The following is a 16,190-nucleotide window of genomic DNA, read 5'->3' as shown; positions in this document are numbered from 1 at the left end:
GCCCCAGGCCTCGGCCCGGCCCGAGCCCCCGGCCCCGCCCGGCGGCGGGGCCGGGGCGGCGTCCGCCGACCCCGTCGTGGCCGCGCTCGGCGGGCTCGGCACGGGCGTCGGCACCGAGGGGCTGCGGGACCTGCCGCTGGAGGGCCCGCACGTGCTGTGGCTCGTCGCCGAGGGCGCCCTCGACCTGTTCGCCGTCGACGCCACCGGGGCCGGGCCGTGGCACCACCTCGGCCGGCTGCCCGCGGGCACCCTGCTGCTCGGCCCGGCCCCCGGCCCCGGCCACACCCTGGTCGGCCGGCCCGTCCCCGGCTGCCTGCTGCGCCGGATCGAGCTGCGCGAGCTGACCGGGCCGGAGCACCCCGGCCCGTGGACCCCGCCCGGCGCCCTGGAGCACGCCTTTGCCCTCGGCATCGGCCGGGGGGTGCACGTCCTGTACCAGGCCCCGCTGGGGTTCCCGACGGCCGCGGCCTGGGCCGACGAGGACGTGCCCCGGATGCAGATCCCGCCCGGCAGCGTCCGCCCCGGCACCGGGTACGCGCCGTACGACGGCTACCCGGCGTACGACAGCTGCACGGCGTACGAGGGCTACGCGGCCCACGCCGCCCAGGGAGAAGGCGGCGCCGCCACGCTGCTGCTCGACCCGGCGCTGTGGCAGGGCATGCTCGACCAGCAGCTCCGGCTCCTGCACGCCCTGGACCGCTGGATCGAGGAGCAGGAACGTGCCCACGAGGACCGCACCGCCGCCGGTGTCGCGGCGGGCCGGGCCGCCCGCACCCAGGCCGACCGGGCCCTGCTGGCCGCCATCGGCCGCTCCGGCCGGCGCAGCGGCCGCACCGCCGGCCCCGACACCGCCTTCGCTGCGTGCCGGCTGGTCGCCGGCGAGGCCGGCATCGCCCTGACCGAGCCCCGCCCCGCCGGGCCCGCCGACGAGCGGACCGACCCCGTCGAGCGGATCGCCTCCGCCTCCCGGGTGCGGACCCGTACGGTCCGGCTGTCCGGCCGCTGGTGGGCCGAGGACTGCGGCCCGCTGGTGGCCCGGCGGGCGGCCGACGGCAGCGCGGTCGCCCTGCTGTGGCGGCGCGGCGGCTACCTCCTCGTGGACCCTGCCACCGGCGCCCGCCGACGCGTGGACCCCGGCGTCCGGGCCGCCCTGGAACCGGACGCCGTGATGTTCCACCGCCCGTTGCCGGACGGCCCGCCCAGCCTGCCCCGGCTGTTGCGCTTCGCCCTGCACGGCACCCGCGCCGAGCTGCGCGGCCTGCTGCTGGGCGGCCTGGTCGCCGTCGGGCTGGGCGCGTGCGTGCCCGTGGCCACCGGCACGGTGCTCGGCGCGTACGTGCCCCGGGGCGAGTCGGGCCTGATCGTGCAGACCGCGGTGGCCCTCATGGCGTCGAGCGTGGTCGCGGCCGCCTTCCTGCTCGTGCAGAACGTCTCCCTGCTGCGGCTGGAGGGCCGGATCGAGGCCACCCTCCAGCCCGCCGTCTGGGACCGGCTGCTGCGCCTGCCCGTGACCTTCTTCGCCGGCCGGTCCACGGGCGAACTGGCCGGGGCCGCCCTCGGGATCAGCGCCGTCCGCAGCGCCCTGTCCGGCCTCGGCCCGGTGGTCCTCCAGGCCGCCACCGTCGGCGCGGCCAACCTCGTGCTGATGTTCACGTACAGCGTGCCGCTGGCCCTCGTGGCCCTCGCCCTGCTGCTCGTCCACACCGCGGTCCTGCTGCTGCTCGGCCTGGGGCAGCTGCGCCACCAGCGGCGGCTGACCGCACTCGGCCACCGGCTCGACAACCAGGCCTACCAGACCCTGCGGGGACTGCCCAAGCTCCGGGTGGCCGGCGCCGAGAGCTTCGCGTACGCCGCCTGGGCCCGGGAGTTCGCCCGTACCCGGGCTCTGCACCGGCGCACCGGCCGGCTGGCGAACGCCGTGACCGTGCTGGGCGCGGTCGCCCTGCCGCTGTGCACGCTGGTGATGTTCGCCCTGCTGGCCGGGCCGGCCCGCGGCAGCCTGTCGGCGGGGGAGTTCCTCACCTTCGGCACGGCCCTGACGCTGCTGCTGTCCTCGGTGACCCAGCTGACCGGCGCCCTGGTCGCCGCGGCCGCCGTACGACCGCTGTTCGAGCAGGTCGAGCCGCTGCTGCGGGCCCTGCCCGAGGCCGCGGACGGGATCGCGCCCGGCGAGCTCGGCGGGGCCCTGGAGGTGCGCGACCTGTCCTACCGCTACACCGACGACGGGCCGCTCGTGCTGGCCGACGTCTCGTTCCGGATCCGGCCGGGGGAGTTCGTCGCGGTCGTCGGGGCCAGCGGCAGCGGCAAGTCCACCCTGCTGCGCCTGCTGATCGGCTTCGACCGGCCGACCGCCGGCAGCGTGCTCTACGACGGCCAGGACCTGGCCGCCCTCGACCCGGTGGCCGTGCGCCGCCAGTGCGGGGTCGTCCTCCAGCACGCCCGGCCGTTCGCGGGCTCGATCCTGGACTGCGTCCGGGGCGCGGAGGCGTACTCGCTGGAGGAGGTGGCGGAGGCGGTGGCCCTCGCCGGGCTGGCCGAGGACGTCAAGGCCCTGCCGATGGGCCTGCACACGGTCCTGTCCGACGGCGGCGGCACCGTCTCCGGCGGCCAGCGCCAGCGGCTGATGATCGCGCAGGCCCTGGTCCGCAGGCCCCGGCTGCTGTTCCTGGACGAGGCCACCAGCGCGCTCGACAACGAGGCCCAGCGGGTGGTGATCGGCTCCACCCGGGCCCTGCGGTGCACCCGGGTGGTGATCGCCCACCGCCTCTCCACGGTCATGGACGCCGACCGCGTGATCGTCCTCGCCGAGGGCCGGGTGGTCCAGCAGGGCCCGCCCGCGCTGCTGCTGGCCGACCCGGCGGGTCCCTTCCACACTCTGGTCCGCCACCAGCTCGCCTGACCCGGGGCGGGCCGCGCCCGGCTCACCAGGTCACGTGCAAGGACTCCGGCGAACGGTGGATCAGCGTGGGACGCATCACCGGAGCCGGCCGGTCCGGGTCGAGGCGGAGGTCCGGCAGCCGGCGCAGGAACAGGTCGAGGGTCAGCCGGAGCTGCTCGCGGGCCAGCTGCGAGCCCGGGCAGCCGTGCGGGCCGTGCCCGAAGGCCAGGTGCCGGCGGGCCCCGGCCCGGGCGACGTCGAACGTGGCGGGCCGCTCGTGGCGCGTCTCGTCCCGGTTGGCCGAGGCGAAGGCCACCAGCACGCTCGTCCCGGCGGGCAGCTCGGTCCCGGCGAGGGTCACCGGGCGGGTGGTGACCCTTCGGAACGCCTGGATCGCCGTGTCGTGGCGCAGGGCCTCCTCCACCGCGGCCGGGACCAGCGCCGGGTCGGCGCGCAGCAGCTCCCACTGCCGGCGGTCGCGCAGCAGGTGCATCAGCAGGGTCGCGATCAGCGCGCTGGTCGTCAGGAAGCCGGCGATCAGCAGGTTCTGCAGGTGCGCCACCAGTTCGTGCCGCAGCTCGGGGGTCAGCTCGGTGTCCCCGGGCGCGTAGGCGGCCACCATCGCCGAGCACAGGTCGTCGCGGGGCCGCTCGCGCCGGTCGCGGACGTGGCGGCCGAGGAGTTGCCGGAGCGCGACCACGTCCTCGGCGGCGGCCACCTGCCCCTCGGGCGGCAGCGGCCGGAACAGCAGTTCCTCGGCCCGGTAGCCGCCGAGCACGGCCGCGGGCACATCGGCCGGGTCCAGCCCGATGAGCCGTCCGACCACCAGCCCCGGCAGCCGCCGGGCGTAGTCCTGGACGAGCTCCGCGCTCCCCGCGGCCGCGAAGCCGTCCACCAGCTCCTGCGCGCAGGTCCGCGCGTACGGCAGCAGGGCGGTCACCCGGGCCGTGGACAGTCCTCGGCTCAGGGGGGCCCGGTGCCGTCGGTGCTCGGCCCCGTCGGCGGTGAGCACGGTGGGCCGGGGCACGAACCCGTTCGGTACGAGGACGCCGAGGGCCGCCTCGGACAGGGGGACGTCCGGTACGAGGGAGTTCGCCGAGGAGTAGTCCTCCGGGTGCAGCAGCACCTCCCGGACGTCCCGGTCCCGCGCCACCAGCCAGGCGCCGGCCTCGGGCAGGTACGTCAGCCCCTCGGTCCGGCGGGCGCGCGCGTAGACGGGGTACGGGTCGCGGTACAGCGCGTCACGTAAGGCCTGCGGGTCGTGCGGTGCCTGGTCGTGCGATGCCACTTGCGGCCTCCGGATCGGGTGTGCCGGCACGAAAAGGCCCGGGCCGACCGGCGGAGGCCGGCCGGCCCGGGCGGGACGGGGCGGTCGGGCCGGCCGGGCGAACAGGTCGCCCGGCCGGCCCGAGGTCGCTCAGACCAGGTCGAACCGGTCCAGGTCCATGACCTTGGCCCAGGCGGCGACGAAGTCCTGGACGAACTTCTCCTTCGCGTCGTCGCTCGCGTAGACCTCCGCGAGCGCCCGCAGCTCGGAGTTCGAGCCGAAGACCAGGTCGGCGCGGGTGCCGGTCCACTTGACCTTGCCGGAGGCGTCCCGGGCCTCGAAGTGGCTCTGGTCCTCGGCGGTCGACTTCCACGTGGTGTCGAGGTCGAGCAGGTTGACGAAGAAGTCGTTGGTGAGCCGGCCCGGGGTGGTGGTCAGCACACCGTGGGTGGAGCCGCCGGTGTTGGCACCCAGCACGCGCAGACCACCGACCAGGACGGTCATCTCGGGTGCGCTCAGCGTCAGCAGGTTCGCCTTGTCCAGCAGCAGGTACTCGGCCGGCAGGCGGTTGCCCTTGCCGAGGTAGTTGCGGAAGCCGTCGGCCACCGGCTCCAGCGCGGCGAAGGACTCCACGTCCGTCTGCTCCTGCGAGGCGTCCACCCGGCCCGGGGAGAACGGCACCTCGACGGTGAAGCCCGCGTCCTTCGCGGCCTTCTCCACGGCGGCGCCACCGGCCAGCACCACGAGGTCGGCGAGGGAGACCTGCTTGCCGCCGCTCTGCGCGGCGTCGAAGGACGCCTTGATGCCTTCCAGGGTGCGCAGCACGACCGCGAGCTGGTCGGGGTCGTTGACCTCCCAGCCGCTCTGCGGCTGGAGCCGGATGCGACCGCCGTTGGCGCCACCGCGCTTGTCGCTGCCGCGGAAGGAGGACGCGGCGGCCCAGGCGGCGGAGACCAGCTGGGAGACCGTCAGACCGGAGGCCAGGACACGGCTCTTGAGCTCGGCCAGGTCCGCGGCGTCGATCACCTCGCCGGTACGGGCCGGCAGCGGGTCCTGCCAGATGAGCTCCTCGGTCGGGACCTCCGGGCCGAGGTAGCGCACGACCGGGCCCATGTCGCGGTGGGTCAGCTTGAACCACGCCCGGGCGAAGGCGTCCGCGAACTCCTGCGGGTTCTCGTAGAAGCGGCGCGAGATCGGCTCGTAGATCGGGTCGAAGCGCAGCGAGAGGTCGGTGGTGAGCATCGTCGGGCGGTGCTTCTTCGCGGGGTCGAAGGCGTCCGGGACGATCTCCGGGGCGTCCTTGGCGACCCACTGGTGGGCGCCGGCCGGGCTCTTGGTGAGCTCGTACTCGTACTCGAAGAGGTTCTTGAAGAAGCCGTTGCCCCACTGCGTCGGCGTGGTGGTCCAGGTGACCTCCAGGCCGCTGGTGATGGCGTCCTTGCCCACGCCCGTGCCGTAGGTGCTCCGCCAGCCGAGGCCGAGCTGCTCCAGCGGGGCGGCCTCCGGGTCCGGGCCGACGTGGTCGGCGGGGCCGGCGCCGTGGGTCTTGCCGAAGGTGTGGCCACCGGCGATGAGGGCGACGGTCTCCTCGTCGTTCATCGCCATGCGGTGGAAGGTCTCACGGATGTCGCGGGCCGCGGCGATCGGGTCCGGGTTGCCGTTGGGGCCCTCGGGGTTGACGTAGATGAGGCCCATCTGCACGGCGCCGAGCGGGTTCTCCAGCTCGCGGTCGCCGGTGTAGCGGTTGTCCCCGAGCCATTCGGTCTCGGGGCCCCAGTAGACGTCCTCCTCCGGCTCCCAGACGTCCTCGCGGCCGCCGCCGAAGCCGAAGGTCTCGAAGCCCATCGTCTCCAGGGCGACGTTGCCCGTGAGGATCATGAGGTCGGCCCAGGAGATGCTCTTGCCGTACTTCTTCTTGACCGGCCACAGCAGGCGGCGGGCCTTGTCCAGGCTGGCGTTGTCCGGCCAGCTGTTCAGCGGGGCGAAGCGCTGCTGCCCGGCGCCCGCGCCGCCGCGGCCGTCGCTGATGCGGTAGGTGCCGGCGCTGTGCCAGGCCATGCGGATCATCAGCGGGCCGTAGTTGCCGAAGTCGGCCGGCCACCAGTCCTGGGAGGTGGTGAGCACCTCGGCGATGTCCCGCTTGACGGCGGCCAGGTCGAGGGCGTTGAACGCCGCGGCGTAGTCGAAGTCCGCACCGAGCGGGTTGGCCACGGCGGGGTTCTTCGCGAGGATCTTGAGGTTCAGCCGGTCCGGCCACCACTGGCGGTTTCCGCCGCCCTGGGTCGGGTGCGGCGCGCGTCCGTGAGCGACGGGGCACTGCGGCGTGTCGTCCGTGACGACGGCGTCGTGGTTCTGCTCAGACATGGGAATCCTTCCGGACCAGGCGGTTCACGGACTTGAGCCTTGCCGCCCTGGAGTCTTCTTGCCCGTTACGTGTCCAATTGTCCCTTGCTATCTACGCAACCGATCCTACGATGGACAGAATCCAAGTCAAGAAGGACACCAGCCCGATATTCCATCGGATCCCGGACACCCGCCCCCTGACCTGCGGGGCGCCTGCCGAACCTGAGGTGAGCCGACATGAGCGACCTGTTGCGGAGACTGCGCGGACGTGGCTGGCGGATGACCGCCCAGCGGCGCGTCGTGGCGGAGGTCCTCGACGGTGACCATGTGCACCTCACCGCCGACGAGGTGCACGCCCGGGCCGCCCGCCGGCTCCCGGAGATCTCCCGGGCCACCGTCTACAACGCCCTCGGCGAGCTGGTCGCCCTCGGCGAGGTCGCCGAGGTCACCACCGACGGCCGCGCCAAGCGCTACGACCCCAACGCCCACCGCCCCCACCAGCACCTGGTCTGCTCCCACTGCGGCCTGGTCCGCGACGTCCACCCCACCGGCGACCCCCTGACCTCCCTCCCCCCGGCCGAACGCTTCGGTTTCACCCTGTCCTCGGCCGAGGTCACCTACCGCGGCCTGTGCCCGGACTGCGCGCCCGGCCGCGCAGAACGGGGGGATCGATGATGAGGGATCAACGGTGGTTGCTAGCCTTGCGGGGCCTCGTCCGACGACCGCGGGAGTTCTCATGGGTGACGGATCTGCTCAGGACCTGACTGCTACGGTGCGCCGGATCGACTCGCTCCTGGACCGCATGGGACTCGACCGCGAGGACGTGCTGCGGGTGGAGGGCGAGGGCGGGCTGTCCTACGCCTCAGGGGTGGCCCCGGAGACGGTACGGGAACTGTTGCGCGGCGAGCGGCCCGCCGAGGTCGTCCCGCCCGAGGATGCCGTGGAGGCGCGTCACCGCCTCGTGGTCGAGCGGATCCTGTTCCTGCGCGCGACCCGGCTGCGCACGGCCGCCGACGGCAGCAGACGGACGTACTCCCTCGCCGAGATCGCGGCCGGCGCGGGCACGAGCGCCCAGTGGCTCGACAAGATGATCAGAACCGGCAAGGCGCCCAACCTCGACCACACCGCCGGGATCGCGGCATTCTTCGGGGAGAGGATCGAGTTCCTGGTCGACGAGCCCGCCGAGGCGTTGCACCGGGTGCTGCGGGAGATCCACAAGGACCTGCTGGAGCGGACCGTCGAACGCCAGGACCAGGACCTGGAGCGACTGCGCACCGCGGGGCCGGCGAGCGAGGTGGACCCCTCGCTCGGCGTGGTCGCGTACGCCGCCCGGGCCCTGGCCGACGTACCGGACGACACCGCCCAGCCGCTGATCGCCCTGATCGAGTCCGTGGCACGGCGTTCCCGGGAGGAGCGGGCCCGGGAAGCCCGCGAGGCCCTCGGCGCCGGCCTGGTGCACAATGATCTCGACTGACGGCGGGGGCCGGGGAATCGCGTCCCGACAGCCGTGATGCGCAAGGACGATGCGCCGGGGGCCTGTGCATCCGGCCCGAGGGACGGGTGGCACGGGGTGGGCGTCTCGCGAGAGATGAGACGGTATCGCGACGCGCTCTTCGCGGGTCTGCCGCAGCCCCTTCCCGAGCGACCGGCTCAGCTGCTCCAGGCGTTCTGCGGCTGTGCGGCGCGCGGCAGCGGACGTGAAGTACGCCTGATGTTCGAGGAGTTCCCACCGGACACGGCGACGGGCCTGTGGCTGGACATGGGCGACTACGACCTGATCGTCGTCGAGGCGAACACCTCCGCGCTGCACCAGGTCGTGATCCTGGGGCATGAACTGTGGCACCTCAAGGAGGGACACTGCGGCCACGGCGGCACCGCCGCCGCGACGGCCGCGGCCCGCATGCTGGGCGACGACTGGAGCCTGGCCGAGGCGGTCCGCCACGTCGCCGCCCGCACCGAGCCGGACCTCGAGGAGGAGCGTCGTGCCGAGGAGTTCGGCCGGATGCTCGCCGACCGGACCAGGCCCCACCTGGAGCGCAGCCGCGGCGCGGTACCCTCCGGCGGGGTGTCCGGCCGGATCTGGGCCTCCCTGCGCGGATGACGGACGGGAACGCGTGAACCTCTACATACCGGCCGTCGCGCTCGGTGTCGTCCTGCTGGCCAAACTCCCCTCCCTGGTGCGGCGCCGGCACAGCCCCGTGGTGCGCAGCGTCAACGCCGTGATCTTCCTGCAGGCCGCGGCGTTCTTCTTCTCGGCGCCCCCCACCATCGCGTTCGTCAACGACGCGACCGGTGTCAGCAACTTCTCGGCGGTGCTGGTCTACTGCATCCTGTCCGCCTACGCGTGTGCCTGCCGGGTCCTCATGGAGAACTGGCGAGGCGATGTGGAGGTCCTCCCCGACACCCGCCGCCGGGTGCGGCGTTGGGTCTGGAGCCACGTGGTGGTGATCGCCCTGCTCGTCGTCTGCTTCGCCTGCGGCGAGGCACCGGTCGAGCGGCGGCAGGACTTCGAGACGTACTACGCCAACACCCCCTTCGTGCGCGAGATGGTGCTGCTCTGCCTGTTCGCCGTGACCGCCGCCGCGGCCGCCGCGGCAGCGGCGTGCTGGAGGTGGTCCCGCGACATCCGCCGCGAGTTCCCCGGGCGCCGGACCTCGGCCGGGGGACCGCTGCGCATCGGGCTCACCGTGCTGGCCGTCGGCTTCCTGATCAACGTCACCTACGGCACGGCCACGCTGATCACGGTCGTGGCCGCCTGGAGCGGCCGGGACTGGGAGGAGCTCAACCAGGTGGCCACCACCTTCGCCGGCCTCGGCACCGTCCTCGTCGCCGTCGGCTTCCTCGTGCCCATCGTCGGACCCTGGACCACCGCCCGCGTCCACGGCCCGCTGCGGACCCTGCACGCCCTGGGCCCCCTGCGACGAGCCCTGGGCCGCGCCGCCGGCCCACGGGGCCGCACGCGGCTCGCCACCCCTTGGTACGCAGGCCCGGGCCGCCGCCTGACGGACCGGATCACCGACATCCACGACCGGATGCTGGAGGTCGGACCCTACTGCTCGGAGGAGGTCCGCGCGGCCGCCTGCCGCCGGGCCCACGAGGACGGCAGGCCGCAGGCCGAGAGCGTCGCCCTCGGCCTGGCCGTCATGCTCCGCGCGGCGGTGGCCGCACGTGCCCTCGGCCGCCCCGCCGATCCGGCCCAGGGCGCAGCCGCGGTGCGAGCGCTGCGGGCCGCGGAGGCGGAGCACGACGACCTCCTGGTCGGCATGTCCCGGGCCCTGGCGGCCCTGGCCGCCGTACCGGATCCTGCTCCTGCCGCAACGGACTCCCCGGGGCCGGACCGGCACCCCGCACCCGCACGGCTCTGACGCCGTGCGGGCCGGCCCCCCGGCACCGGCCCGCACGGCGTTCAGCGCGCGCCCCTCAGTGCGCGGTCAGCCGGTTGATGATCGCTCCGAACCCGTCGAACGCGGACTTCGTGAGCTCGCCGGCGGCGTGGGAGACGCCCGGGACGTACCTGAGGTTCCTCCCGAGGCCGAAGGTCATGACGCTGAGCACCGCGGTCCCCGCGGCCGTCTGGAACTCCTCGCTCTGCCAGCCGTAGCCGTTGAAATAGCAGAACGCGCTCACCACGTCGAGGCCGGCGGCGGTGATGCTCAGGCCTCCGGCCAGCGCCAGCAGGACCGGGGCGGCGGGAGCGAGCGGCGTGAAGCCGACGATCACACCGGCGGCACCCAGCGTGGAAGCGCTCACACCGGCGTAGAACGCCCACTCGTGCGTGGTGTGCGCCCAGTCCTTCCACTCCGACTTCGACAGGCCGAGGGTGAGGGAGTCGTTCTCCGAGGTGTCGGCGACGTTCGTCCCCGTGCTTTCGGCCGTCGCATTCCGGTTCGCCTCGAACTCGGCCGTCGCCGTGGCCTCCGCGTCCCGCTTCTGCTTCGCCTCCAGGCGTGCCTGACTGGCCGCGCCGGCCGCCTCCGCCGCGTTCCGGCCCGCCTGGATCGCGGAGGCGCGGGCCTGGGTCGCCGACTCCTTGGCGCTGGTGGCGGACAGGCGCGCACTCCGGGCGGACTTCAGTGCCTGGCTCGCCGAGTAGTTCGCCGAGCGCGCGGCGCTGCGGGCCGTGGCGGCCGCCTGCTTCGCCTGGTCGGCCGAGGCCTGGGCGCTGCGGGCGGACGCCTCCGCCTGCTCGGCGTACGTGTTCGCCTGCCGGGCGGACGTGGCGGCCCGTTCGGCTGCCGCCTCCGCCTTCCCCGCCCACGCCTGCGCCTCCAGGCCGGCGTTACGGGCCGTGGCCGCGGCCTGCTGGGCGCGGGCGGCGTCCTCCTGGGCCTTGTCGGCGATCTTCGCAGCCGCGGCGATGGCACCCTGCATGGCGGCGACATGGGTGGCGAAGTCGTGGTCGAGCTGCGCGGTCTCGTACTGGACGGTGGCGATGAACCTCCGCCGCATCCACGAAGGGCCCTCCAGCACCGCCTGGGCATGGGCCTTGGTGTAGGGACCCGCGGTCTCCAGGAGCGCCGCGGTGGCCACCGCGTCGTCCTCCCGCTGAGCCTTCTCGAAGGTGCTGAAGAGGAACTGGTGGAGCGCCTCGGGCGTTCCGGCGTTCAGTGCCGCGTTGGCCGCCTCGGTCACCGCGCGGCCGGGCTTCTCGCCCAGCAGGCGCGTGACGAGGACGCGGTTGTCCATGCCCGCGGCCTGGACGGCGCCGGTCCGCAGGAACGTCGTCGCGGCGTCGGGGTCGCTGCTGCGCAGCGCCTGGACCGCGGCGAAGCCGATCTTCGAGGGGGAGACGCGGGAGAGGTGGACGACGGACTCCCGGTCGTCCTGCCGCTGGGCGATCTGCCGGTCGCTGTCGATCCAGGCGTGAACGTCGGCGTCGGTACCGGCCAGGGCGAACTGGGCGGCCTCCCGGGACCAGATGCCGAGGGAGTCCATGACGGCGACGGCCGCCTTGCGGCCCGTGGCGGCGGCCGCTGCCAGGTTCCCGCCCCGCAGCAGCGACTCGGCCTGCGCGACGAGGTCCTTCGTGGCCTGGGAGGTCTGCTCCGCCTGGGTGCGCTTCGCCTGGGTGGCCGCCCTCTCGACGGCTTCGGCCTGGGCGAACAGGCGCATCTCCTCGATCGCCCGCTGCGTCTCGTGGTCCAGCCGCTGCTGCTCGGCCGCGCGTGCGTCCTTCTCCACCTGGATCGCCTCGGCGACCGCCGCCGTGGCCTTGTCGGCGGCAGCGGTGGCCTGGTTGGCGAACTCGGTCGACTTGTTGGCGTAGTCCACCGCCTGGCCGGCGTACGTGACGGCCCACTCGCAGGCCTCCGCGGCCTTGATCGCGTGGGCGGCCGCGCTGCGGGCGGCATCGCGGGCCTTGCGCGCCGCGTTCGCGGCCGCGTTCGCCAAAGCCTGCGCCGTACCGGCGGCGTTGGTGGCAATCCGGGCGTTGGCGGCGGCGATCTGTGCCTGGCGCCGCGCCTCCGCGGCCTCCGCTCCGGCCACACCGGCCGACCGCTCCGCGGACCGCTGCGCCGCCTCCGCCGTGGCGGCGGCCTGACGGGCCGCGCCGGCGGCGCTGGAACCGACGTCGGCGCACTGCTGCGCGGCGTTCGCGGCCTGTTCGGCCTGGTCCGCCGTGGCCAGGGCGTGGGCGGCGATCTTCCGGCACCAGGCGGCGTCGTCCTTGGCCTTGCCCGACAGCGTGGCGTTCTTGGAGGCGTCGATGGCCGACCGGAACGCCTGTGAGGCGGCCCTGCCCGCGGCTGCCGCCGCCTGGCTCGCGGCCATGGCGGCGTTCGCGGCGCGACGGGAGGCCAGGATGGCTGCGTTGGCCGCGTTGGTGGCCATCCGTGCCGCGTCCGACGCCCCCTTGGAGGCCTCGGCCGCCTTGCGGGCCGCCTGTGCGGCCTTCACGACGTCGTTCTCCGCCAGCCGGGCCTCGGCCTCCGCGGTCTCCGCGGCCTCCTTGGCCTTGGCCGCGGCCTCCACGGCCCGGGCACAGGCCTCTTCGGCCTGCTTCGTCCTCGCCTCGGCCGTCCTGCCCTCGCGCGTGGCGACGGCGACGAGCTCCTCGATCCTGGAGCGCTCCTGGTCGCGGGCGCGGGCGATGTGCTGGCCGGTGTCGAGGAACCACTCGATCTCGGCCTCGCTGCCCGACAGGGCCCTGTTGGCGTACTTCTGCACCTCCGGGCCCGCCAGCATCAGCAGCTTGGAGGCCTCGACCCGCATGTCCTCCAGCCGCGCCGTGTGGCGGTCGGTGGTGAGGAACTTCTCCAGCGCGGCCTGGGAGCCGTCGCCGAGGGCGGCGTTGCCCGCCTTGGTCACGGCCTTGCCGCCGGTGGCGATCGTCGCGGCGGTGGCCACCCGCAGGTCCTCCACGAGGGCGGGCTTGAAGCCGCCCGCCAGGAACGCGGACACGGCGGCGTCACCGTTGTCGAGCGCGGTCCTGATCTCGCGACGGGTTCCCCGGCCGACCGTGGCGAGACGGCCCACGAGCCCGGCACGGTTGTCCACCGCGGTCTCCGAGGCGAGTTTGACGGCCAGGAAGTGCTGCACATCGGCGTCGGAGCCGGCCAGCGCGGCTGCGGCGGCCGCGCGCACGGCGTTCCCGCCCAGGACCCAGGCCTTGACGACCTTGGCGCGGTCGGTGTCGGGCAGCCGGAACGGGTCGGCCTCCGGCGGCGGAGTGTCGGCCCATGCCGCCGTGGGATGGAGAACGAGGCTGGAAGTGGTGACGACGGCAGCAGTGGCCGCGGCGGCGCCGAGAATGCGTCGCCTACTCCAATAAGTGGTGTCCAAAACGGTCCTTCGCTATCGGCGCGCGCCACGCCGCGCGCATGCGGGGCGTGGTCGGGGCAGCAAGGTGTGAGTCGCGTTTTCATTCGCCGGACCACAGGGTGCAAGGGTGGATTCCGAGAGAGGCAGCATGACCTTACGCGGGACACACGACGTGGGATAGACGATAGATGATGCTGAATCAACTCCAGCTTATCCAGCCATGCTTGAGTGCCCCGTGGGAGCCTCTCACCCCCCTTCCAATACGGACATCAAGTAACTAACCCACGCATATACTCAGTCTGGATTCCCCGATAAATGTGGTCCGGATCACGTGGGGGAGCGTCCGTCGGAGACTCCTCTGCCTCCGCGACCGACGCACGTGGGTCGACTGATCTGTCGTCACATTGATTTTTGTGGACTTGATTTCCGCTGCGGTCCTGCGGTTAGGATCCCGGAGGAAGTTGGGGGCTTCCAGGGAGAGATCGCCCTTCTTAGGTGCATCTCTTGTTGGTTGGACATGAGCCTTCGCATCCGCATGGCATCTTCCGGGCATGTGCCGGAACAGAAGACTGGGGTAGGCATGAAGGCACGTAAGACACTCCTGCGCACCGTGGCCGGCGCCGCGGCGGCCGGCGCCCTCGCATGGGCGGCCCTCACGGGTGCCGCTGCAGGCGGGAGCGCGGACACGGCCGCCGACACCACCGCACTGAAGGTCGTCGCCGAGGACGGCCCGGGCTACGCCATCGAGGACTTCGGCTACCCGAACGCCGACAAGATCCTCGCCGAGCGGAACATCGTCCTCAAGCGCGGCGACGGACACATCCTCCTCGCCGACTGCGCGAGCGCGAACGACCTCCTGGAGGTCTGGTCCCGGTCCAAGGAGAAGATCTGCTTCAAGGTCACCGGCACGACCGGCTACCTGACCCTGGAGATCCCCTCCGTCTTCGCCGTCAAGGGCAACGACTACGCCGCCCAGGTCGACATGAAGGTCGGCGCGGAGGAGAAGACGTGGGACGTGAACAAGAACTCCTGGACCGCGGTCGGCGAGAGCGCCGACGAGCAGGGCCGCGAGTTCCTCCTCATGGAGATCCGCACCTCCAAGTGACGCCACGGCGCCTGTTCGTTTCCCCGCACCACCTGCTGACCGAAGGAACACCCATGCCCGCACCCCGTCTGCGCCCGGCGCGGACCACCGCTCTGCTCTCCACGACCGCGGTCGCCGCCGGCCTGCTCTCGGCCGCCCCCGCGCTCGCGGTCACCGGCCCCGAGGCCCCGGCCGGCAGTCACGCGGCCGTCGTCCGGCTGACCATCGGCGACGAGACCAACTCCCGTGGCTGCTCGGCGAGCCTGGTCGACGCCAACTGGATCGTCACGGCCACGAGCTGCTTCGCCGCCACCCCCGGTACCTCGGTCCCGGCCGGCAAGCCCGCGCTGAAGTCCGTCGCCACACTGTCCGACGGCCAGGCCGTCGAGATCGTCGACCTCGTGCCCCGCGCCGACCGTGACCTGGTCCTGGCCCGCATGGCCACCCCCGCCGCCGCCACCGGTCTGCCGTGGACCCGGTTCGCCCCCGCGGTTCCCGCGCCCGGCACCGAACTCACCGCGGCCGGGTTCGGGCGTACGAAGACCGAGTGGGTCCCCGACAAGGTCCACACGGGCACCTTCACCGTCAACGCCTCCGACGCCGGTACCGTCACCCTCACCGGCAAGGGCACCGACGCCCTCTGCAAGGGCGACACCGGCGGCCCGCTCCTCAACGCGGCCGGCCAGCTCGTCGGCGTCAACAGCCGCTCCTGGCAGGGTGGTTGTCTCGCCACCCCCACCACCGAGACCCGTACCGGAGCCATCGCCGCACGGGCCGACGACCTGACCGCGTGGTCCGCAGAGGTCCGCTCGGCCACCCCCGGCTGGAAGACCGAGGCCGTCGTCCAGGCGGGCACCTCCCTCTACCAGGGCATCCGCATGGACAACGGCGCCTGGACCGGCTTCACCGACGTCCAGACCAAGGCCGGCGCCGTGGGCGGCATCCGTACGGCCGCCGTCGCCGGGATCAACAGCGACACCCACGTGGTGGCGCTCAGCACCAACGGCCGGATCTACCACACCGTCCGCAGGGCGGACGGCTCGTGGCAGAACTTCGGGGACGTGTTCGGCGTCGCCGGCGCCCTCACCGGAGTCACCCAGGTGTCCGCCGTCTCCACCGGCGCCGAGCTCCAGGTGGTCGCAGTCTCCGGCGGCAAGGTCTTCCACACCCTTCGCAAGGCGGACGGCACCTGGACCCCCTTCGGGGACGTCGCCGCCGTGAGCAGCCCCATCAGCGGCGTGTCCGCGGTCGCCACCGCCAACACCGACGGCGTGCTCCAGGTCATCGCCGTCACCGGCGGCAAGGCGTACCACACCCTGCGCACCACCGCCGGCCACTGGTCCCCCTGGGGCGACGTCGCCCAGGCCGCCGGCGCCACCGGGCCGGTGACCTCCGTGGCGATGGCCGGACTGAACGGCAACGCCCACGTCGTCCTCGCCACCGACAACGGCACCCGCCAGTACCACACGGCCCGCCTCGCCAGCGCCTCCTGGAGCCCGGTCAAGGAACTGACCGCGCACCTCGGCGGCATCACCGTGAAGTCGGTCGGCGCGGCCCGCAGTGAGCACGACCTCGACCTCGCCTTCACCACCAGCGACAACCGCGTCGTCTACACCAGCCGCAACACCGCCGGCGCCCTCTTCACCAACCCGGTCACGGTCCCCACGATCCAGGGCACCCCGACCGCCCCCCTGGGCACCATCGCCCTCGCCGGCACCCTCTGACCTCTCAAGTCGACACACACCAGGCTGCCGTCGAGGGACGTCGCAGACTTGAGCAGCGCCATCAGCGGCGTGTACACGGTCGCAACCGCCACGACCGACGGCGTGATCCAGCTCAGCGCGTTCACCAGCGGC

General features: G+C 73.5%; 10 protein-coding genes. 7 read left to right on the top strand and 3 right to left on the bottom strand.

Annotated elements, in window-relative coordinates; translation table 11 throughout:
• Positions 1-76 precede the first annotated feature (76 nt).
• Positions 77-2,899, top strand: a complete 2,823-nt coding sequence (locus tag EF918_RS21235; protein ID WP_125648956.1) for an NHLP bacteriocin export ABC transporter permease/ATPase subunit — start codon at positions 77-79, stop codon at positions 2,897-2,899.
• 22 nt (positions 2,900-2,921) lie between these two features.
• Here EF918_RS21235 and EF918_RS21230 read toward each other — a convergent pair whose 3' ends face one another.
• Together EF918_RS21230 and katG are read right to left on the bottom strand one after the other, a co-directional pair.
• Positions 2,922-4,166 (bottom strand): cytochrome P450, encoded by a 1,245-nt coding sequence (locus EF918_RS21230; protein WP_125648950.1) that lies wholly within the window; start codon positions 4,164-4,166, stop codon positions 2,922-2,924.
• A 129-nt stretch (positions 4,167-4,295) separates the two neighbouring features.
• Complete coding sequence (katG, locus tag EF918_RS21225) at positions 4,296-6,509, bottom strand: catalase/peroxidase HPI (protein WP_125648947.1); 2,214 nt, start codon at positions 6,507-6,509, stop codon at positions 4,296-4,298.
• Between the two features lie 216 nt (positions 6,510-6,725).
• Between katG and EF918_RS21220 the strand changes: the two genes are divergently transcribed.
• The 4 genes from EF918_RS21220 to EF918_RS21205 all read left to right on the top strand — a co-directional run bounded on the left by EF918_RS21220 (position 6,726) and on the right by EF918_RS21205 (position 9,853).
• A complete protein-coding gene (locus EF918_RS21220; protein ID WP_125648944.1) occupies positions 6,726-7,163 on the top strand; it encodes a Fur family transcriptional regulator in 438 nt (145 codons plus the stop codon).
• Positions 7,164-7,224: 61 nt separating this feature from the next.
• On the top strand, positions 7,225-7,962 hold the full coding sequence (locus EF918_RS21215; protein WP_125648942.1) for a hypothetical protein: 738 nt from the start codon (positions 7,225-7,227) through the stop codon (positions 7,960-7,962).
• A 114-nt stretch (positions 7,963-8,076) separates the two neighbouring features.
• Positions 8,077-8,589, top strand: a complete 513-nt coding sequence (locus EF918_RS21210) for a toxin-antitoxin system, toxin component (protein WP_125648939.1) — start codon at positions 8,077-8,079, stop codon at positions 8,587-8,589.
• Positions 8,590-8,602: 13 nt separating this feature from the next.
• Positions 8,603-9,853 carry an MAB_1171c family putative transporter gene (locus EF918_RS21205; RefSeq protein ID WP_125648936.1) on the top strand — a complete coding sequence of 417 codons (1,251 nt, stop codon included), beginning with the start codon at positions 8,603-8,605 and terminating at the stop codon, positions 9,851-9,853.
• A 55-nt stretch (positions 9,854-9,908) separates the two neighbouring features.
• Here EF918_RS21205 and EF918_RS21200 read toward each other — a convergent pair whose 3' ends face one another.
• Positions 9,909-13,271 carry an ALF repeat-containing protein gene (locus EF918_RS21200; RefSeq protein WP_125648933.1) on the bottom strand — a complete coding sequence of 1,121 codons (3,363 nt, stop codon included), beginning with the start codon at positions 13,269-13,271 and terminating at the stop codon, positions 9,909-9,911.
• Positions 13,272-13,830: 559 nt separating this feature from the next.
• Between EF918_RS21200 and EF918_RS21195 the strand changes: the two genes are divergently transcribed.
• Positions 13,831-14,355 carry a hypothetical protein gene (locus EF918_RS21195; protein WP_185921840.1) on the top strand — a complete coding sequence of 175 codons (525 nt, stop codon included), beginning with the start codon at positions 13,831-13,833 and terminating at the stop codon, positions 14,353-14,355.
• A gap of 53 nt (positions 14,356-14,408) precedes the next feature.
• Positions 14,409-16,058 (top strand): trypsin-like serine protease, encoded by a 1,650-nt coding sequence (locus EF918_RS21190; protein ID WP_125648930.1) that lies wholly within the window; start codon positions 14,409-14,411, stop codon positions 16,056-16,058.
• The last annotated feature ends 132 nt before the right edge of the window (positions 16,059-16,190 follow it).

Origin of the sequence: Streptomyces sp. WAC06614 (assembly GCF_003949795.1) — a bacterium.
Lineage (GTDB): Bacteria > Actinomycetota > Actinomycetes > Streptomycetales > Streptomycetaceae > Streptomyces.
The sequence above is the reverse complement of the archived record's forward strand: the minus strand, read 5'-3'. Positions and strand labels throughout refer to the sequence as shown.

Excerpts from the sequence above, each read along its gene's own strand:
- katG (WP_125648947.1), bottom strand. The coding sequence starts at position 6,509 with ATGTCTGAGCAGAACCACGACGCCGTCGTCACGGACGACACGCCGCAG.
- EF918_RS21220 (WP_125648944.1), top strand. The coding sequence starts at position 6,726 with ATGAGCGACCTGTTGCGGAGACTGCGCGGACGTGGCTGGCGGATGACC.
- EF918_RS21215 (WP_125648942.1), top strand. The coding sequence starts at position 7,225 with ATGGGTGACGGATCTGCTCAGGACCTGACTGCTACGGTGCGCCGGATC.
- EF918_RS21210 (WP_125648939.1), top strand. The coding sequence starts at position 8,077 with ATGAGACGGTATCGCGACGCGCTCTTCGCGGGTCTGCCGCAGCCCCTT.
- EF918_RS21195 (WP_185921840.1), top strand. The coding sequence starts at position 13,831 with ATGAAGGCACGTAAGACACTCCTGCGCACCGTGGCCGGCGCCGCGGCG.
- EF918_RS21190 (WP_125648930.1), top strand. The coding sequence starts at position 14,409 with ATGCCCGCACCCCGTCTGCGCCCGGCGCGGACCACCGCTCTGCTCTCC.